This window comes from Streptomyces sp. NPDC033845 (genome assembly GCF_055576225.1).
The window spans coordinates 132,285-150,573 of sequence record NZ_JBVIRI010000014.1 but is presented as its reverse complement, the minus strand read 5'-3'; the positions used below and the strand labels follow the sequence as shown (position 1 = coordinate 150,573).

Annotated in this window: 17 protein-coding genes; 2 read left to right on the top strand and 15 right to left on the bottom strand. The window is 74.1% G+C overall.

Annotation, left to right across the window (positions count from 1 at the left end):
• Window positions 1-50 precede the first annotated feature (50 nt).
• The 11 genes from ACZ50K_RS27400 to ACZ50K_RS27350 form a co-directional block, all read right to left on the bottom strand.
• The gene (locus tag ACZ50K_RS27400; protein ID WP_468907795.1) at window positions 51-830 is read right to left on the bottom strand and encodes an HAD-IIA family hydrolase; all 780 of its coding nucleotides are present in this window, start codon (window positions 828-830) and stop codon (window positions 51-53) included.
• A 176-nt stretch (window positions 831-1,006) separates the two neighbouring features.
• A complete protein-coding gene (locus ACZ50K_RS27395; RefSeq protein ID WP_468907793.1) occupies window positions 1,007-2,527 on the bottom strand; it encodes an alkaline phosphatase family protein in 1,521 nt (506 codons plus the stop codon).
• 172 nt (window positions 2,528-2,699) lie between these two features.
• Window positions 2,700-3,770 carry a 2-aminoethylphosphonate ABC transporter substrate-binding protein gene (locus ACZ50K_RS27390; protein ID WP_468907791.1) on the bottom strand — a complete coding sequence of 357 codons (1,071 nt, stop codon included), beginning with the start codon at window positions 3,768-3,770 and terminating at the stop codon, window positions 2,700-2,702.
• 97 nt (window positions 3,771-3,867) lie between these two features.
• A complete protein-coding gene (locus tag ACZ50K_RS27385) occupies window positions 3,868-4,665 on the bottom strand; it encodes an ABC transporter permease (protein ID WP_468907789.1) in 798 nt (265 codons plus the stop codon).
• Window positions 4,652-5,587, bottom strand: a complete 936-nt coding sequence (locus ACZ50K_RS27380) for a 2-aminoethylphosphonate ABC transporter permease subunit (RefSeq protein ID WP_468907787.1) — start codon at window positions 5,585-5,587, stop codon at window positions 4,652-4,654. The genes ACZ50K_RS27385 and ACZ50K_RS27380 overlap by 14 nt, the downstream gene beginning before the upstream one ends.
• A complete protein-coding gene (locus ACZ50K_RS27375; RefSeq protein ID WP_468907785.1) occupies window positions 5,580-6,629 on the bottom strand; it encodes an ABC transporter ATP-binding protein in 1,050 nt (349 codons plus the stop codon). Before ACZ50K_RS27375 ends, ACZ50K_RS27380 begins: the two co-directional genes overlap by 8 nt.
• Complete coding sequence (locus ACZ50K_RS27370; protein ID WP_468907783.1) at window positions 6,626-7,396, bottom strand: phosphonatase-like hydrolase; 771 nt, start codon at window positions 7,394-7,396, stop codon at window positions 6,626-6,628. Before ACZ50K_RS27370 ends, ACZ50K_RS27375 begins: the two co-directional genes overlap by 4 nt.
• Window positions 7,397-7,401: 5 nt before the next feature.
• Window positions 7,402-8,523 carry a TIGR03364 family FAD-dependent oxidoreductase gene (locus tag ACZ50K_RS27365; protein ID WP_468907781.1) on the bottom strand — a complete coding sequence of 374 codons (1,122 nt, stop codon included), beginning with the start codon at window positions 8,521-8,523 and terminating at the stop codon, window positions 7,402-7,404.
• A 162-nt stretch (window positions 8,524-8,685) separates the two neighbouring features.
• Window positions 8,686-9,564 (bottom strand): GntR family transcriptional regulator, encoded by an 879-nt coding sequence (locus tag ACZ50K_RS27360; RefSeq protein WP_468907779.1) that lies wholly within the window; start codon window positions 9,562-9,564, stop codon window positions 8,686-8,688.
• A gap of 19 nt (window positions 9,565-9,583) precedes the next feature.
• Complete coding sequence (locus ACZ50K_RS27355) at window positions 9,584-10,459, bottom strand: hypothetical protein (RefSeq protein WP_468907778.1); 876 nt, start codon at window positions 10,457-10,459, stop codon at window positions 9,584-9,586.
• 181 nt (window positions 10,460-10,640) lie between these two features.
• Window positions 10,641-12,380 carry an ROK family protein gene (locus tag ACZ50K_RS27350; RefSeq protein ID WP_468907776.1) on the bottom strand — a complete coding sequence of 580 codons (1,740 nt, stop codon included), beginning with the start codon at window positions 12,378-12,380 and terminating at the stop codon, window positions 10,641-10,643.
• A gap of 55 nt (window positions 12,381-12,435) precedes the next feature.
• Here ACZ50K_RS27350 and ACZ50K_RS27345 point away from each other — a divergent pair, with 55 nt between their 5' ends.
• The gene (locus ACZ50K_RS27345; RefSeq protein ID WP_468907774.1) at window positions 12,436-13,521 is read left to right on the top strand and encodes a Gfo/Idh/MocA family oxidoreductase; all 1,086 of its coding nucleotides are present in this window, start codon (window positions 12,436-12,438) and stop codon (window positions 13,519-13,521) included.
• 342 nt (window positions 13,522-13,863) lie between these two features.
• Here ACZ50K_RS27345 and ACZ50K_RS27340 read toward each other — a convergent pair whose 3' ends face one another.
• The 4 genes from ACZ50K_RS27340 to ACZ50K_RS27325 form a co-directional block, all read right to left on the bottom strand.
• Complete coding sequence (locus ACZ50K_RS27340) at window positions 13,864-14,721, bottom strand: fumarylacetoacetate hydrolase family protein (protein ID WP_468907772.1); 858 nt, start codon at window positions 14,719-14,721, stop codon at window positions 13,864-13,866.
• 121 nt (window positions 14,722-14,842) lie between these two features.
• Window positions 14,843-15,622, bottom strand: coding sequence for a YidC/Oxa1 family membrane protein insertase (locus tag ACZ50K_RS27335; protein WP_468907771.1), 780 nt, complete (start codon window positions 15,620-15,622; stop codon window positions 14,843-14,845).
• 200 nt (window positions 15,623-15,822) lie between these two features.
• Complete coding sequence (locus tag ACZ50K_RS27330; protein ID WP_468907769.1) at window positions 15,823-16,173, bottom strand: DUF6412 domain-containing protein; 351 nt, start codon at window positions 16,171-16,173, stop codon at window positions 15,823-15,825.
• Between the two features lie 76 nt (window positions 16,174-16,249).
• Window positions 16,250-17,155 (bottom strand): class E sortase, encoded by a 906-nt coding sequence (locus ACZ50K_RS27325; protein ID WP_468907767.1) that lies wholly within the window; start codon window positions 17,153-17,155, stop codon window positions 16,250-16,252.
• Between the two features lie 56 nt (window positions 17,156-17,211).
• On the opposite strand from ACZ50K_RS27325, the gene ACZ50K_RS27320 reads away from it, so the two are divergent.
• A complete protein-coding gene (locus ACZ50K_RS27320; protein WP_468907766.1) occupies window positions 17,212-18,210 on the top strand; it encodes an SEC-C domain-containing protein in 999 nt (332 codons plus the stop codon).
• Window positions 18,211-18,289 lie beyond the last annotated feature (79 nt).

Genomic DNA, 18,289 nt, shown 5'->3' with positions numbered 1-18,289 from the left:
CCACGAACCCGCCGGTCGGACCAGGTCAGACCAGGCCAGATCAGATCAGGTCAGATCAGGTCGACCAGGTCGGCGATGGAGTCGACGGTCTTCGTCGGCCGGTAGGGGAACTGCTCGGTGTCCGCGAGGGTGGTGAGGCCGGTCAGCACCAGGAAGGTCTGCATGCCCGCCTCCAGACCGGCCAGCACATCGGTGTCCATCCGGTCCCCGATCATCGCGCTGGACTCGGAGTGCGCGCCGATGGCGTTCAGACCGGTCCGCATCATCAGCGGGTTCGGCTTGCCGGCGAAGTACGGCTGCTTGCCCGTGGCCTTGGTGATCAGCGCGGCGACCGCGCCGGTGGCCGGCAGCGGGCCCTCGGTGGAGGGGCCGGTCTCGTCCGGGTTGGTGCAGATGAACCGGGCACCGGCGTTGATCAGGCGGACGGCCTTGGTCATCGCCTCGAAGCTGTAGGTGCGGGTCTCGCCGAGCACCACGTAGTCCGGTTCGTGGTCGGTCAGGACGTAGCCGATGTCGTGCAGGGCCGTGGTCAGGCCCGCCTCGCCGATGACGTACGCGGTGCCGCCCGGGCGCTGGTCGTCGAGGAACTTGGCGGTGGCCAGGGCCGAGGTCCAGATGTTCTCCACCGGGACGTCCAGGCCCATGCGCTGGAGCCGTGCCTGGAGGTCCCGGGGGGTGTAGATGGAGTTGTTGGTCAGCACCAGGAAGGGCTTGCCCGACTCGCGCAGCCGCTTGATGAAGGCGTCGGCGCCGGGGATGGGAGTGCCCTCGTGGATGAGGACCCCGTCCATGTCGGTGAGCCAGGATTCGATCGGCTTGCGCTCTGCCACTGGACTGTTCTCCGCTCTGACCCGCTCTGACCTCTGGTCTGTACCACCCACCCTAACGGGAACGGGCCGTGGACAGCGGAGGCGTCCACGGCCCGGACGGCCTGCCTGGTCGGAGGGCCTGCCGGACGGCCCCGGGTGGTCCGGGGCCGTCGCGGCTCGGCTCAGCTCAGCTCAGCTCAGCCGAGGGTGACGTCGTCGACGGCCCAGAACCAGTTGTTGTTGCCGCTGTAGCGGAACCGGACCTGGACGTCGGTGGCGCCGGCCGGGACCTGGAGGCTGACGGACTCGGTCCTGGCGAGGCCGTCGGCGGTGTGGGTCTTCACCACGGCGGGGGTGCCGCCGTTGTACGAGACCAGGACCTGTGCGGTCTGGCCGGCCTCGTGCCGGTAGTGGCTCTGGTACTTGAGGGTCCTCGTCGTCCCGCCGGTGACCGCCCACTTGGGGGTGACCAGGGTGGAGTCGAAGGTGCCGGTGTGCGCCTTGTCGTCCCACTCGTCGGAGTCGGCGACGGCGAACACGTCGCGGGAGCGGACGTTCAGCTCGCGCCACTGGTCGCGCTGCGACTGGGTCCAGAACTCGTCGGTGGCGAAGGACCAGCCGGCCCACTCGGTGATCCCGCCGGTGCCCATCCGGGAGTTGTCCACGGCCCAGCCGGCCGGCGGGGTGCGGGTGAAGCCCTTGGTCGTGGCCGGGATGCCGGTCTCGTCGACCCGGGTGCGGAGGGCGGGCCGCAGGCTGTCGAAGGCGTCGCCGTCGGATGCGTTCAGGGGTACGCCGTCGAGCCCGGCGGTGGTCACCCCGACCTGCTGGAGGGCCGAGGCGGCGACGTCGACCAGGCGGACGTCGTCACGGACCGATCCGGCGGGGATGCCGGCGCCCTTGGCGAGGACGAAGGTGCCGCGCTCGGCGATCGTGGAACCGCCGTGGCCGCCCGCGTTGGTGTGCCCGTGGTCGGTGGTGACCAGGATCCGCCAGTTCTCCTGGGCGTACGTGGGCCGCTGCTGGACCGCGGTCAGGAGCCGGCCGACCAGGACGTCGACCCGGGCGATGGTGTCCAGATAGGTCTGGCTGGCGGCGCCGGAGGAGTGGCCGGCCGCGTCGATCTCCCCGAGGTAGACGAAGGCGGCGTCCGGGTTGCGGTCGCGGAGCTCCGCGGCCGCCGCGTCGGCGATCTTCGGGTCCTCGTTGCGGTAGCCGTCGCGGTCGCCCTTGAGGGAGAGTCGCTTGTCGACCTTGGCGGAGAAGATCGGGCCGTTCTGGTCGGTGGAGGTGATGGGCTCCCAGTCGGCGGCCGCGTAGGTGTTGAGCGCCGGGTCGGCGTTCTCGATGCGGGTCAGGAAGTCCGGGTACGCGGTGTAGTTCTTGCCGGTGAAGGAGTTGTCCTTCACCCCGTGCTTGTCGGGCCAGACACCGGTGGCGATGGTGGACCAGCCGGGGCCGGAGGAGGTGGCGCCCATCGGGTTGGAATAGAGGCTGCTCTTCGCGGTGAGCCCTTGGGCCATCAGGCCGTTCAGATTCGGCGCGTTGGCGGCCTTGACGCGGTCGAGGACCACGCCGTCGAGGCCGATGACGAGGACCTTGTCGGTGTTGGCCGCGGCTTCGTCGGCGCCGGCGGGCTGGGCGGCGACGGTGGCGAGCAGGGCGGCGGCCGCGAGGGTCACGGCCGCGGCGCGTCGTCCGGGCAGGACAGGGGACACGTACTCCTCCTGGGAGCAAGTGGGGTAAGAGCGGGGCGGGTTGGGGCGGTGGAGCGAGTGGAACCGGTGGAGCGGATGGAGCGGATGGACCGAGCGGAGCGGGTGCGGGTTCGGTCCAGACCCGTTATCCGAGGTTCACTGTTCCGGGGCGGGGTGGACAGGGGGTTACCGGTCAGCTGCCCGTTGCGGACTTCCAGGCGTCCACGTAAGCGGTCAGGTTCTTGTCGATGTCCGCCCAGTCCGGTTCGAACACCTCCACACCGGTCATCAGCTTGGTCAGCTCGACGGCGTTCGGGTCGGTCGGCTTGATGTCGGTGCGGGCCGGGAAGCCGCCGCCGATCTCGCTGACCAGCTTCTGGGACTCCGCGGTCAGCAGGTGGTCGAGGAGCTTCTTGCCGTTCTCGGTGTGCGGGGCGCCGGCGACCAGCCCGGCGGCGTACGGCAGCGCGAAGGTGGTGGGGGCGCCGCCCTCCCTGGCGGGGAACCAGATGCCCAGGTTCGGCATGGACTTGGACTGGGCGAAGTTCATCTGGACATCGCCGTTGGCGACCAGCAGCTCGCCCTTGTCGGTCTTCGGCGCGAGCTTGCTGGTGGAGGAGGACGGGCCCACGTTGTTGGTCTGGAGCTTCTTCAGGTACTCCAGGGCCGGCTCCTTGCCGCCGAAGTCGTGCATCGCCTTGATGAGGACGGCGGTGCCGTCGCCCGCCACGCCCGGGGTGGAGTACTGGAGCCGGCCCTTGAACTTCGGGTCCAGGAGCTGCTCCCAGGTCCTGGGCGCCTCGGACAGTTCCTTCTTGTTGTGGATGAACCCGAAGTAGTTGTTCACCACCGAGGTCCACTTGCCGTCGGCGGCCTTGTCCCCGCCGCCGACCTGCTCCGAGCCGGCCGGGCGGTAGGCCTGGAGGAGGCCCTTGCCGTCGGCCTGCTGGATGAACGGCGGCAGCGTGATCAGCACGTCGGCCTGGGTGTTGGTCTTCTCGCGGACGGCGCGCTGCACCATCTCGCCGGAGCCGCCCTCCACGTACTTGACCTCGATGCCGGTCTTCTCGGTGAAGTCGGCGAAGACCTTGTCGTACCAGCCGTCGCCCTTCTCCCCCTTGAGGCCGTCGGCGCTGTAGACGGTGACGACCTTCGCGCCGCTCCCGGCGTCGGCGGAGCCGCCGCAGGCGGTGAGGACGGGGGCGAGGGCCAGGGCGGCGGTGACGGCCGCGGCGGAGCGCAGCAGGGTGCGGTTGCGGGACATCGGGGTTCCTTAGCGGGAAGGGGAAGGGGATCTACGGGGACGGGACGCGCGAGGTGTGCGGGACCGGTGGGGCCTGCCCTCCGGCAGCCCGGCGGGATCAGCGGTACGAGGCCTTGGTGCGGACCCGGGAGACGGCCAGCAGGACCAGCAGGGTGGCGGCCATCAGGACCACGGCGAGCGCGGAGCCGCTGAACAGCGAGCCGCGGTCGGTGGCGGTGAACACGCGGACCGGGAGGGGCATCCAGTCCGGCGGGTAGAGCATCATCGTGGCGCTCAGCTCGCCCATGGAGAGGGCGAAGCAGAGTCCGGCCGCGGCCGTCAACGAGGGCAGCAGGAGCGGGAGTTCCACCCGCCACAGCACGTACGCGGGCCGGGCACCGAGGCTGGCGGCGGCCTGGGCGTAGGCGGGGTCGAGGCGGACCAGGGCCGCGGACACCGACTGGTAGGCGAAGGCGGTGACCAGGACGGTGTGGGCCAGGACCACGATGGAGGAGGTGCCGTTGAGGAGCAGCGGGGGCCGGCTGAAGGCGACCAGCACGGCCAGGCCGACGACCACCGAGGGCACTGCCACCGGCAGGACGAACAGGGCGTCCATGACCCGTCGGGCGGGCCCGCGCAGTCTGGCCGCGGCGAGCGCGGCCCAGGTGCCGGTGGCGAGGGCGAGGAGGCTGGCGGTGGCGGCGGTGACCAGGCTGGTGGTGAGGGCCTGGAGGGATTCGCCGCGCACGGCGGAGGCGTAGTGGGCGGTGGTCGGGCCGGAGGGGAAGGCGCCGGACCAGTGGGTGGAGAAGGAGGCCGCGAGGACCACCAGCAGGGGCAGGGCGAAGAGGGGGACGAAGAGCAGGCCGAAGAGGATCCATGCGGTCCAGCGGCCCGTCCGGCTATGCACCAGCACGCTTGCTCACCACCCGGTAGAGGCCGAACAGGCCCACGGAGATCGCGATGTTGACCACGGCGACCACGCAGGCGGCCGGGTAGTCGGATTCGAGGATGGCCTTGCCGTAGACCAGCATCGGCAGGGTGGTGACGCCCTTGGCGCCGGTGAAGAGGACGATCCCGAACTCGTTGAGGCACATCACCAGGACGAGGCTGCCGCCGGCGGCGAGGGCCGGGAGGGCTTCGGGGAGGATCACCCGCCGGACGATCCGGCCGGGGCGGGCGCCGAGGCCGGCCGCCACCTCCAGCTGGGCGGTGTCGATCTGCGAGAACGCGGCGAGCAGCGGGCGCATCACGAACGGGGTGAAGTAGGTGATCTCCGCGAGGAGTACGCCCCAGGGGGTGGTGAGGAAGTGGAAGGGGCCCTCCGGGGAGCCGGTGAGGTCGGTCCAGACCCCGTTGGCCATGCCCACGGTGCCGTAGATGAACAGCAGGGCGAGGGTGATGAGGAAGGAGGGGAAGGAGAGGAAGACGTCGATGAAGCGGGCGACGGCCCGGGAGCCGGGGAACGGGACGAAGGCGATGACCAGGGCGAGGGCGAAGCCGAGGACCAGACAGCCGGCGGTCGCTCCGGCGGCCAGCCAGACGGTGGTGCCGAGGGCCTCGCGGAAGGAGGCCGAGGCGAAGACCTCGGTGTAGGCGGCGAGGGGGCCGCCGGTGTCGGGGCTGAGGGACTGCCGGACGACCAGGAACAGCGGGTAGAGGAACACCACCCCGAGCACGGCCACCGGCGGCACCGCCCAGGCCGCGCGGGCCGCCGCGGCCCCCGGCAGCCGCCGTACGGGGGCGGGCGGAGGCGGCTCGACGGCCCGGGCCGGCTCCGGGACCGGAACGGGGGGCGGGGCCGTGGCCGTGGCCGCCGGGTGCGAGGGCTCAGCCATCGGTGACACCCGCCGCGAGGAGGACCCCGTCCCGGGGCTCGAAGTGGAGGGTGACCTCGGAGCCCAGCGGTGGGGTGTCGCGGAGCTCGGGCAGGTCCGCCTTGACCCGGTGGCCGTCCACGTCCACGTACAGCCGGTGCGTGGACCCCCGCCACTGCACCTCGCTGATCCGGCCGCGCAGCGCGTTCGGCCCTTCGCCCAGCCCGAGCAGGTGGGGGCGTACGCAGAGGGTGGCGCGGGCGCCCACCGCGGCCCGGCCGGTGTCCAGGGACAGCGGGCGGCCCGCGAAGACCGCGCCGCCGTCGGCGACGGTGACCGGCAGCAGATTGGCGTTGCCGACGAAGGAGGCGGTGAACTCGGTGCGCGGCGCCCGGTACAGCTCCTGCGGGGTGCCGCAGTCCCGCAGCCGGGCCCGGTCCATCACGGCGATCCGGTCGGCCAGGGTCAGCGCCTCCACCTGGTCGTGGGTGACGTACAGGATGGACACCTCGGGGAGTTCCCGGTGCAGCCGGGCCAGTTCGGCGAGCATCCCGGACCTCAGCTGGGCGTCCAGCGCGGAGAGCGGTTCGTCCAGCAGCAGCACCCCCGGCCGGATGGCCAGGGCCCGGGCGATGGCGACCCGCTGCTGCTGCCCGCCGGACAGCTCCCGGGGGTGCCGGCGGGCGTAGGCGGCCATGCCGGTCATCTCCAGGGCCTCGGCCACCCGGCCGGGGATCTCGGCCCTGGGGGTCTTCTGCGCCTTCAGTCCGAACGCGACGTTGTCCTCGACCCGCATGTGCGGGAACAGCGCGTACTGCTGGACGACCATGCCGATGCCCCGGCGGTGCGGCGGCAGCGCGGTGACGTCGCGGCCGCCGATCAGCACCCGGCCGGCGGCCGGGCGGACGAACCCGGCGACCGCCCGCAGGGCCGTGGTCTTCCCGGAGCCGGACGGTCCGAGCAGGGCCATCACCTCGCCGGGCTCCACCGTCAGATCGAGGGAGTCCAGGACGGTGTTCCCGCCGTACGCCACCGACACCGACTCGAACCGGATGCCGCTCACGGCCGCTCCAGCTCGGCGAGCAGCTCGGGGAGTTCGGCCACCGAGCCGAGTACGTGGGTGGCGCCGTGGGCGAGCAGGGTGTCCCGGTCGTGCGCCCCGGTGAGCACCCCGGCCACGGTCCCGGCGCCGGACCGGACCCCGGTGAGCATGTCGTAGGCGGTGTCGCCGGCCACCACGGTCCGCCGTACGTCGTCCACGGCGCCGGTGCGCAGGAACGCGGCGAGCACCATGTCCGGGTGGGGGCGGCCGCGGCCGCCCGCGTCGGCCGGGCACAGGGTCAGCGCGGCCAGGTCCCGCCAGCCGAGCGCGTCGAGGATGGCGTCCTGGGTGACCCGGGCGAAACCGGTGGTGAGGACGACGGTGCGGCCCTCGGCGCGGAGCCGCTCGATGGCCTCGCGGGCGCCGGGCAGCGGGGCGACGAGACCGCCGTCGACGAGTTCCGCGTAGGCCTCCTCGAAGGCGGAGTTGGCCCGGTGGGCCAGTTCCTCGGAGCCGAACAGGTGCCGGAAGACGGAGATCTTGGACTCGCCCATGGTGTCGCGCACGTACTGGAGCTTCGTGGCGTGGTCGGCGGATCCGGGGGCCACGCCGAGGCGTTCGGCGGCCCGCTCGAAGGCGCGCTCCACCAGACCGCCGTCGGCGACGGTGGTGCCGGCCATGTCGAGGACGACGAGATCGAGGGTGCCGGGCGGCCGGGGGGCCGTCGGGTCGGGTCGGGGGGCCGTCGGGTTCGGTCGGGGGGCCGTCGGGTTCGGTCGGGAAGTCATCAGGTTCACCAGCCCAGTTCGTTCGCGGTGGTTTCAGCGATGGCGGGAGAGCAGGTCATCCCGCGTCCGCCCGGTCCGGTCACCAGCCATACGCCGTCCCGCACCCGCTCGCGGTGGACGACCCGGGTGGTGTCGGTGCACTGCGCGTACACCCCGGCCCAGCGGCGCCGGATCTTCGGCAGCGGTCGGCCGAGGAAGGACTCGACCACCGCGGTGAGGTGGTCGTAGGGCTCCTCGACGGTGTCGAAGGCGAAGGGGTGCTCGTACTCGTGGGTGTCGCCGATGGTCAGGCCGCCGTCGAGCCGCTGCACCATCAGCAGCTGCATCCGGTGCGCGGCCGCGGTCTCCGACTGGAGTTGCTCGGCGTTGAGGGCGTCGAGCGCCGCCGACCGGTAGGCGGGGTAGTAGCGGAAGCTGTCGGCGTCGGCGACCGAGGTGGTCAGCGGCTCGCCGAGCGGTTCGGTCTGCATCATCTGCAACCGCACCCGGCGGACCGGGAGTTCGGGGGCGAGCTCGCGGACCAGTCCGGTCAGCCAGGCGCCGGTGGCGAGGATGACGGCGTCGCCCTCGTGGACCTGCCCGTGGTCGTCGCGGACCGCCGCGGGCCCGGTGACCTCGCGGACCTCGCGGCCGGGGAGGAAGGTGTAGCGGCCGGACTCGCGCAGCGCCCGGCGGAGGCCGAGCTGTGCGGTGCGCGGCTCGACGGCGGCATCGCGCTCGCACCACAGGGCCGCTTCGAAACCTCCGCGCAGCGCGGGGTTGAGCTTCCGGGCCTCGGCGGCGCCGAGCAGCTCGTAGCCGCGGGCCGCCGCGTCGGACCGCCGCGTGGCGGCCTCCGCGACGGCGTGTTCCCGGGCGTTGCGGACGGGGGTGAGCGAACCGATGGCGCGGAATCCGAGCTCGGGGACCCGCTCCCCGATGCCCTCCCACAGTTCACGGGCCCGCAGGGCCGTCTCCAGCTCCGGGCCGCCGGCCCGGCCGCTCACCCAGATCTGGCCGAAATTGCGCAGTGAGGCGCCGCGCGCCTCGGCCTCCCGCTCGATCTGTACGACCTCGTGGCCGCGTTCGACTGCTTGCCAGGCGTGCATGGTGCCGACCACGCCGCCTCCGACGACTATGACTCTCACACCGGCCAAGGTGGTCGCGGGCCGTGTCCCGGGAGGATCGGTCCGGCAACGGGACGGTGAACAGCCCCCGACGCTTGGACTAGACCCGTTATCTTAACGTGACCAACGAGAGGGGAAGGGCGACGCTCTTTCCTGGCGCTATGCCTGAAATGCGGCTATGGGTCAGGACTGTCGGGGCTTCAGGTGAGTCGTGAAGCTGAACCGGTCGCCACGGTAGAGCGAACGCACCCGCTCCAGCGGCCGCCCGTCGCGGTCCCGGGAGAAGCGGTGGATCAGCAGCATGGGGAGGGCCGGCGGAGTGCCGATGAGCAGGGCCTCGCGGGGGGTGGCCAGGACCGTCTCCAGCTTCTCGTCCGCGTCCCCGAAGGGGATCCCGAGCCGGTCCCGCAGGTACCCGTAGAAGGAGGAGTCCGGCTGGAAATCGACGTCCAGGCGCGGCACCCGGGCCACCCGGATGTAGGTGCTCTCCAGGCCGACCCGCTCGTCGTCGGCCAGCAGCACCCGCTCCAGGTGCCAGACGGGCTCGCCCGGTTCCGCGCCGATGCCGGCGACGAGGTCCAACGGGCAGGGGAACTGCTCCAGCCCGATCAGGTTGCGGCCCGGCCGGCGCCCCTGACGGCGTACGCCCTCGGTGTAGCTCGCCAGGGACAGCGGCTGCTCCAGCTTCGGCCCGGCGACCACGGTGCCGCGGCCGGACCGGCGCAGCCGGCCCTCCAGCAGCAGCTCGCGCAGCGCCTGCCGGACGGTCTCCCGGGCCACCTCGTAGCGTTCGGCGAGATCCCGTTCGGTGGGCAGCGCCCCGCCCTCGCCCAGCTCCTCCACGAGTTCGGCGATGCGGGCCTTGACCGCGTAGTACTTCGGGATGCGGCCGTGCTCGGGGATTCCCGACCGGACGGGCGAACCGGGCCGGTGCCCGGCGGACGGACCGCCCGCAGCGGTGCCGGGACCGCCCGCCGCTGCGGGCGGTCCCGGGGTGCCCGGGTCGCGGTCCTGCCCTGGTACGGAGTCCGGCACCGGCTGCTGCATGTCTGTCGCTTCCACGTGGGGACTGTACGGGCGCTCAGCGCCCGCGCAGCCGCCGGGCCCCGAGCAGCAGGCCCCCACCGGCGGCCACGGCCCCGGCCGCCACACCCGCGTACGCCCAGTCCCGCGCCCCGGGGACTCGGAGGGTCCCGCTGGTGCCGGTGGCTCCGCCGGCCTCGGTGGTTCCGGTGTCGGCCAGGGTCGCCGAGCCCGGCCCGGCCTCGGCGTCGGGCCCTTCGGGGCCCTCGACCGAGAACCGGTAGCCGCCGGCCTCACCGACCCAGTCCCCGTCGTCCCCCTTGCGCTGGACCAGCGCGGCATCGGCGACCACCTCGCCGACCGGGGCGCCGGGACCGAAGGACAGGGAGACCTTGACGGTGACGGAGCCGCCGGGGGCGACGGTGAACCCGGGGAAGCCGCGGCCGCCGTCGAAGACGGCGATCACCTCGTCGCGGTCGGTGTGCTCCAGGCTGACCGGGCGGCTGCCGGCCGGGGTCTGGAACTCCATCCGGAGGTGTTCGGGGCGCAGTGCCCGGTCCTTGTCGGTGAGCACCACCACCGGGTGCACGGCGGTGCAGGGTCCGGCGGTGGCGTTGGTGAGGTCCAGGTACCAGGTCTGCGGTTCGCCGCCGGTCCGGTAGACGGCCGGGCCGCCCCGGATCCGGGCGCCGATCGGGAACTCGGGGCTCTTGGGGTCACCGCAGCTGGCCTTGGCCAGCGAGGGCATCGCGGGCGCGGGCTTGGCACCGCTGCCGGCCCCGATGTCCCGGGGCACGGAGGTGTGCGGGGCAGTGTGCGGGGCAGTGTGGGGGGCGGTGTGGGGGGCGGTGTGCGGGATGGCCTGCGCGGCGGCCGCGGGCCCGGAGAGGGCGAGCATGACGCCGGAGAGGGCAAGGGCTTGGCGCAGTCGCACCGGCAGACGCACAGGCAGTCGCACAGGCTGTCGCATAAGGGGCCTTGCCTTCACTGCTCGCCGAACGATGATCAGACCAGGTGACAATCACCCCGCCATGCCCGGCAGCCTTTCACGCGCGCGACGGGCCCTCCGGCCACCACGCCACGGCGGCGGTCGCTTTCCGCCCGTATGGACCAGGTCAGGAGCCCCCGAAGAACCCCCGCAGAATCAGCTCCGCAGCCCCCTCGGCAACCCGGTCCCCCACGACGGCCACCGCCGCGCGGGGGGCGGGGCCGGGGGTGGGATCGGGGGCGGGATCGGGGGCGGAGTCGGAGGCCGGCGGGCCGGACGGAGTGGCCGGACTGGCAGCGGACCCCGGGGAGGGGATACGACTGGTGAGGGCGGTCCGCACGCCCCTGAGGAACAGCTCGGGGGCGGCCCAGACCACCCGCCCGCCGAGCAACACCCGCTCCACGTCCAGCAGGGCCACCAGGTTCGCCGCCGCCTCCCCCAGCAGCCGGGCGGCCAGCGACAGATCGCCCCGCTCGGCCGCCGCCAGACACAGCACCTCCACACAGCCCCGCGCCCCGCACCGGCAGGGCGGCCCGTCGAGCAGCAGCACCTGATGGCCGAACTCTCCGGCCGCCCCGCCGCCGCCCCGGTACACCGCGCCGTCCAGCCACAGACCGGCACCCAGCCCGCTCCCCAGATGCAGATACGCCACCGAGCGCTCGGGACCGCGACCGGCCACGGCCGCCACCCCGGCGTTCGTGTCCTTGTCGAGCTCCACCCGGAGCCCGAGCCGGTCGGCGAGGGCCTCCCGAAGCGGAAAACCCGCCCAGCCGGGCAGACCGGTGACCCGCCCCAGCACCCCGGCCCGATGATCAAGCGGCCCAGGAGCCGCCACCCCAACCCCAAGCAGCCGGGCCGCGGGCGCGGCCGTGGGCCCGGGCGCGGCCGTGGGCGCAGGCTCGGCCAGCGGCTCGGGTACGCCCGCGGGCGCGGGCGCGGCCGTGGGCCCGGGCGTGGCCGTGGGCCCGGGCGTGGACTCCGGCCCGGGCGTGGACTCCGGCCCAGGCGTGGACTCCGGCCCAGGCGTGGACTCCGGCCCGGCCACCGCCGCAGGCGCGGCCTTGGCCAGAGGCACATCCGCCGGCGCGGGCGGGGCCATCGGCCGCGCGTGCTCGGCCGTCGGCTCGGACTCGGGCCCGGTCGCGGCCAGCGGCTCAGGCGCGACCGTGACCAGGGGCGCATCCGCCAGCGCGGACGCGGCCGTCGGCTCGGGCGCGGCCGTGGGCTCGGGTACGCCCGCCGATGCGGGTACGCCCGCTAGCGCGGACTCGGGCGCGGCCAGCGCCGCAGGCGCGGCCAGCGGCTCGGGTGCGCCCGCCGGCCCGGCCGTGGGCTCAGGCGCGGCCAGCGGCTCAGGCGCGGGCGTCGGCACGGGCGTAGCCGCCAGCGCGGGCGCGGCCGCGAGCGGCGGCACGGGTGCGGGCGCGCCTGCGCGGGCGGGCATGGCGGCCAGCGCGGCGACGGCGTCGGCGATCGCGGTCACCGCCGCCCCCGGGCCGGCCGCGAGGTCCACCGGGGCGCGGGTCTCGGCCACCACCCGGCCGGTCAGGTCGACCAGCACCGCCCGGAGCTCGTCCCGGTCCAGGTGCACGCCCACCGCGTGCCTCGCGTCGGCGGCCAGCCGCAGCAGGGTGCGCGGCTTGCCGCCGGTGGAGGCGCCCCGCCCGGCCTCGACGACGAATCCCTCCGCCCGCAGCCGGGCGGTGATCTTGCCGACGGCCTGCGGGGTCAGCCCGGTCCGCTCGGCCAGCTCGCCGCGCCCGAGCCCGGCGCCGCCCGCCCTGCGCAGCAGGTCCAGCACCAGTGCCGCGTTGTGGCCGCGCAACCCCGGCAGGTTCACTCCGCCGCCTTCACCATCCCTGTTCACCTGGCCATTGTCCCTCCTCCTTGCACTTTGGAAACACTGTTGCCAAAGTGGACGTATGAGTACCAGCACCCCCAGCCCCCGCCGCGTCGCCCTGATCGGCTACGGACTCGCCGGCTCCGTCTTCCACGCCCCCCTGGTCTCCGCGACCGAGGGTCTGGTCCTCGACACGGTGGTCACCGCGAACCCGGAGCGCCGGGAGCAGGCCCGCGCCGAGTTCCCCGACGTACGGTTCGCCGATTCCCCCGAGGAGCTCTGGGCCCGGCCGGACGCCCCCGGTCTCGTGGTGATCGCCTCCCCCAACAAGACCCATGTGCCGCTGGCCACCGCCGCCCTGGAGGCGGGGATCCCGGTGGTCGTGGACAAGCCGCTCGCGGCCACCGCCGCCGAGGCCCGTGCCCTGGCGGAGCTCGCCGACCGGCGCGGGGTGCTGCTGTCGGTGTTCCAGAACCGGCGCTGGGACAACGACTTCCTGACCGTGCGCCGGCTGCTGGCGGACGGCGAACTGGGCGAGGTCCAGCGGTTCGAGTCCCGGTACGAGCGCTGGCGGCCGCAGCTGAAGGGCGGCTGGCGGGAGTCCGGCAAGCCGGAGGAGATCGGCGGGCTGCTCTACGACCTGGGCAGCCATCTGGTGGACCAGGCCCTGGTGTTGTTCGGCCCGGCGGTCCGGGTGTACGCCGAGGCCGATCTGCGCCGCCCCGGCGCCGAGACCGACGACGACACCTTCATCGCCCTCACCCACGCCAACGGGGTGCGCTCGCACCTGTACATGAGCGCCACCGCCTCCCAGCTGGGCCCGCGGTTCCGGGTGCTCGGCTCCTCGGCCGGGTACGTGAAGTACGGCCTGGACCCGCAGGAGGCCGACCTGCGCGCGGGCCACCGCCCGGGGGACCCCGACCGGGCCTGGGGCGAGGAGCCGGAAGACGGCTGGGGCACCCTCGGCTCCGGCGAATCCCCGCGCACCGGCGGCGGCTGCCCGGTCCCCACCGCCCCCGGCGACTACCCGGCCTACTACGCGGCAGTGGCAGCAGCCCTACGGGACGGGGGCGAGGCCCCGGTGACCGCCCACGAAGCGGCCCAAACCCTGGCCGTCCTGGAAGCCGCCACCCGCTCCTCCCGCGAGGGAACCACCATCACCCTCTGAGCCACGGGCCTACGGCCGGCGGGCGCGGCCGACCGCGACGGGGCAGCACGCACCCCGCCGCGCCGGTCGGCGCGACAGCGGGCGCCAGTGGGCTCCGCCCCGGCACGGCGTGGGTCCGCAGCCCGCAGGTCGCGCCCGCAGCAGCCCGGCCCAGGTCGGGCCGGCTGTGCACTGCGGCGCGGTTGGGGGCCGGACGGGCCTGCACCGCCCGGCGACCTCCCGAGCAGGTACGGCCCAGCGGCCCGGGCAGGCGGCCGGGCGAGCCCGCCCGACCGTCCGGCCCGTACAGCCGCGGCCCGCGCGGGCGCACCGCGTCGGTGGGTGGGTGCGGGTTGGGGTGGGTCAGGCGCTCTTGAATTCCTGGCGTTGGCGGCCCAGGCCGGAGATCGCGACCTCGACCACGTCACCGGCCCGCAGGAACGGCTTGGGTTCCGGCTGCCCCGCGGCCACGCCGGCCGGGGTGCCGGTGACGATCACGTCGCCCGGGTAGAGGGTCATGAAGTGGCTGAGGTAGCGGACGACCTCGCCGACCGGGAAGATCTGGTCGGCGGTCGAGCCGTTCTGGCGGACCTCGCCGTTCACCCACAGGTTGACGTCGAGGGCCTGCGGGTCGGCTATCTCGTCGGCGGTGACCAGCCAGGGGCCGAGCGGGGTGAAGGTCTCGCAGTTCTTGCCCTTGTCCCAGGTGCCGCCGCGCTCGTTCTGGAAGGCGCGCTCGGTGACGTCGTTCGCGAGGGCGTAGCCGCCTACGTGGGCGAGGCCCTCCTCGGCCGAGCCGAGGTAGCGGGCGGTGGCGCCCACGACGATCGCGAGTTCCGCTTCCCAGTCGGTCTTCACGCTGCCGCGCGGGATCAGCACGGTGTCGTCGGGGCCGACCACCGTGTCCGGGGCCTTCATGAAGACGATCGGTTCGGCGGGGGCTTCCGCGCCGACCTCGGCCGCGTGGCAGTGGTAGTTCAGGCCGATGCCCACGATCTTGCCGATCCGGCCGACCGGCGCACCGGTCCGCAGGCCTTCCGCGTCCAGCACGGGGAGCTCGCCGGAGGCCGCCGCGTCCCGGACCCGGGACAGCGCGGACTCGTCCGCGAGCAGGGCACCGTCCACGTCCGCGACGAGGCCGGACAGGTCCCGGAGGGTCCCGTCCTGGTCGAGCAGCGCGGGGCGCTCGGATCCCGCCGGGCCGACACGAAGCAGCTTCATGGGCATTCTCCCGTGGTCGAGATGGTCGGCCCATGGGCATGCCCCGGGCCGGACGATGGGTTGCGGCCATCGGAGGATTGGTTGATCCTCCAAGAACTCGGTTCAATCCGCAAGACCCTGTTCACATTCCGGACCGCCGAATTCCGCGCTCCGCTTTCCGGTCCCACCGGCGCTGGAGCCACGCGCGCTCGCCGGCCGTCCACGCGGTGGTGGTCAGCAGGTAGAGACCGGCCGCAAGCGGCACCAGCGCGGCGGTGATCAGCGTGCCGAACGCCATCAGCGGCATCACCTTGAGCATCCGGCCGAGCAGCGCCGCCCCCGGCTCGTCCCCGGCCGGGACGACGGGGCCCTGACCGGCGGCGGTGGCCCGGCGCGCACGGAGCACCGTCCAGCCGGCCACGGCCGCGATCGCGGCGAACAGTCCGAGGAACACCAGCCCCTCTCCCCCGAGCAGCCCGCCGCCGGACAGCGCGTCCGCCCACCGCCCGCCGAGCGGGGCACCGAGCAGCCCCTCGGCCAGCAGCCCGTTCACCTCCCCGCCGATCCGGCCGGCCGAGAACACCTGGTACATCACGAAGAACACGGGCAGCTGCACCAGCGTCGGCAGGCAGCCGGCCAGCGGCGAGGTCCCCGACTCGGCGTGCAGTTCCAGGACGGCCTTCTGCAGCCGGTCCGCGTTCTTCGGACCGAGGTGGCGGCGCCGCAGCTCGGCGAGCCGAGGCGCGAGCTCGGCCCGCGCCCGCTCCCCCCGGAAGGCGGCCCGGGTGAGCGGGTGCATGAGCACCCGGACGAGCACGGTGAACAGCACGATCGCGACGGCCGTGGCGGAGCCCGCGAACAGCGGGTCCAGCGGGCCGGCGAGACCGGAGACGACATCGGCGAACACAGCGAAGACGGACACGGGAACCCTCCGGGGGTCTCGTCCTGCCGCCACCCCCGCCCGCACGGAACACGCGCGGGGAACCACCGGCGGTCGCAGGGCGGATCGCCGGGGATCAGAGGGTCAGGCGGCACCGAAAGATGGGATTTCGGTGTGACGAGCCACGAGGGGCACGCGAGAACGAACGAGCGGCCGGCGATGCGCCGACCCGAAGCGAGCCCCTACGCGGCCGTCAGGGACGGCCGGCCGGGCGCCCTGGGCCGGGACCGGCCCGAGGCGTCGGGGTCACGCTGCGGCAGGAACGCCGTACGCTGCTCGCGGTCGCGGATCGCGGTGCGTATTCGGGTCGGCGGGACCGGGGAGGCGCTGCGGGCGACCAGCGCCACGCAGCCCAGCACGGCGGCACCGACGGCGGCGGTGGCCGCGAAGGTCACGGCGGAGGCGAGCCCGCCCTCCCCCAGGACGAGGGCGACCACTCCGGCCAGCCCCAGCAGGGCGAGCAGGAACAGCCCGGCCACCGGCCCGACCCGCATCACCCGCGCACGCAACCGCGCGCGCATCCGCTCCCCCATCCCGCCCCCTCTCCTCACGTTCCTACCCCTCCCAACGTCCGCACTCCGCCGCCCGGTTCCCGGATCGCGGAGAACTTCAGGAACCCGTCCGGAGCGTCCCCCAGACCACCAGCCGGTACGTGGAGGTGTACTCGGGCGTGCAGGTGGTGAGCGTGATGTAGGCGCCCGGTGCGCCGTAGCCGTACCCCGGCCGGACCGTGCTCCGCGGCACCCGGGCGATCACCCCGGTGTCCCGGGGCGTGGTCTGCGGGAGGGTCTTCCCCACCACGTACACGAACCGCTTCCCCTTCACATCGACGATCAGCTCGTCCCCGGCCCGCAGCCGGTTGATGTAGCGAAACGGTTCCCCATGCGTGTTCCGGTGCCCGGCGAGCGCGAAGTTGCCCAGCGCCCCGGGCTCCCCGGTCCCCGGGTAGTGGCCGGCGTACCCCTTGTCCAGTACGGACTTGCGGCTCACGCCCCGGGCCACCGGCACGACCACCCCGAGGCGCGGGATCCGCAGTACCGCGTACGCCCCCGAACCCCGCACGGGCCCGGCCGGCGGCCGCGCCGTCCGCCCCGGCGCCGGCCCGGCCCCGGAGCCGCCCCCGTCACCGCCACCATTCCCGTCACTCCCGTCACCGGGGAGTACGGCCGCCGGATCCCCCGTACCCCCGTTGTCCCCGGTATCCCCATCCCCCGTATCCGCCCCGCCCGAAGGGGACGCCTCCGCAGACGACCCGCCCGACGGCTCCCCGCCCGCCCCCAGGCCCTCCCCCGTAGCCTCGTCCGCCCACGCCCGCTCCAGCGCCGCCACCTGCTGCCGCGCCCCGGCCGCCGCCTGCCGGTTGGTCCACCACACCTGGTGCACCACCAGCAACATCACGATCACCCCCACCGTGACCGCGAGTTCGGCCGCACCCCACAGTCCGCGCGCCAGCAACCCGCCGCGCCGCCGCCCGCCCCGCCCCCGCTGGACCACCACCGGTATGCGATCTCTCACGGCCGGCACCCTAGGTCCTCCCCCGCCAACTGACCAGCGGCAGTACCGTGTGAACCATGCGCCCCGACACGCCTGCCGAGCACACCGCCGAAGCCGAGCGCCTGATCCGCACGGCGTCCCGCTACCCCGAGGACCAGGAGCCCCTGCTCCTCCAGGCCGCGGCCCATCTCGAACTGGCCGACGCCCGGGACCGCGCCAGCGCCCTCTACGACCAGCTCCTGGCCGGCACCCCCGCGGACCCCCACCTGATCAAGGCCCTCCAGGCCGCCAACCTGTGGGAGTACGGCCACGAAGCCGAGGCCCGCGCCCTCATCTCCGGCATCCGCGCCGCCGCACCCGCCGACCCGGCACCGTGGGAGGTGATCGCGGAGGCCCTGGAGGCCCATGACGAGCTGACCGCCTCCGAGGAGTGCTTCACCGAGGCGGCCACCCTCCTGATCAAGGAGTCGGAGCCGCTCACCCAGGCCACCACCGCCCTGCTCACCGGCCGGCACCGGGTCCGTCGGCTGCTCGGGCTCCCGCACGACGACTGGGACATGGTCGCGGACACCCGGCACACCGGCCCGGTCCCCCTGGACGAACTCCACGACCCCAAGCGCATCTGGGCACTCGGCTCCGAGGACCCGGCCGAACTCCGCGCCGAGATCGCCCGGCTGCGCGCCGAACTCGGCGACCGGCGGGCCGCCCTGTCCCGGCCCTTCCCGGTGGCCCTGCTGCACTGGCCGGTCGAGGAACTCACCGAACTCCTCACCGCCTACCCGACCCTGGGCGCCGAGTACCCCTCGCACGCCGCCCATCTGGCCGGCATCGAGACCTCCCTGCGCGCCCTGGCCGCCTCGGGCACCCACAACCTGGGGATCGTCACCGCCAGCGTCCCCTCCTACGAGGCCTTCGCCGCCTCGGAGAAGACCTCCCCGGCCTCCCCCTCCCTGCTCCCGGAGTACGCCACCACCCTCGCCGCCCGCGGCAAGGCCGCCTCCTGGCCGCCCTCACCCACGGCCCCCTGCTGGTGCAGCTCCACCAAGCCGTACGCGGAGTGCCACGGGCTGCCGTAACGGCGTCGTCGCGGGTCCCGTCCGGCGGGCGGGGCCCCGCCTGACGGGCGGGACCCCTTCCGACCGCCAGGGTCCCCGA

Coding starts and splice junctions, on each gene's coding strand:
- ACZ50K_RS27370 (WP_468907783.1), bottom strand. CDS start 7,396: ATGACTTCCCGACCGAACCCGACGGCCCCCCGACCGAACCCGACGGCC.
- ACZ50K_RS27390 (WP_468907791.1), bottom strand. CDS start 3,770: ATGTCCCGCAACCGCACCCTGCTGCGCTCCGCCGCGGCCGTCACCGCC.
- ACZ50K_RS27330 (WP_468907769.1), bottom strand. CDS start 16,173: ATGGGGGAGCGGATGCGCGCGCGGTTGCGTGCGCGGGTGATGCGGGTC.
- ACZ50K_RS27345 (WP_468907774.1), top strand. CDS start 12,436: ATGAGTACCAGCACCCCCAGCCCCCGCCGCGTCGCCCTGATCGGCTAC.
- ACZ50K_RS27380 (WP_468907787.1), bottom strand. CDS start 5,587: ATGGCTGAGCCCTCGCACCCGGCGGCCACGGCCACGGCCCCGCCCCCC.
- ACZ50K_RS27340 (WP_468907772.1), bottom strand. CDS start 14,721: ATGAAGCTGCTTCGTGTCGGCCCGGCGGGATCCGAGCGCCCCGCGCTG.
- ACZ50K_RS27320 (WP_468907766.1), top strand. CDS start 17,212: ATGCGCCCCGACACGCCTGCCGAGCACACCGCCGAAGCCGAGCGCCTG.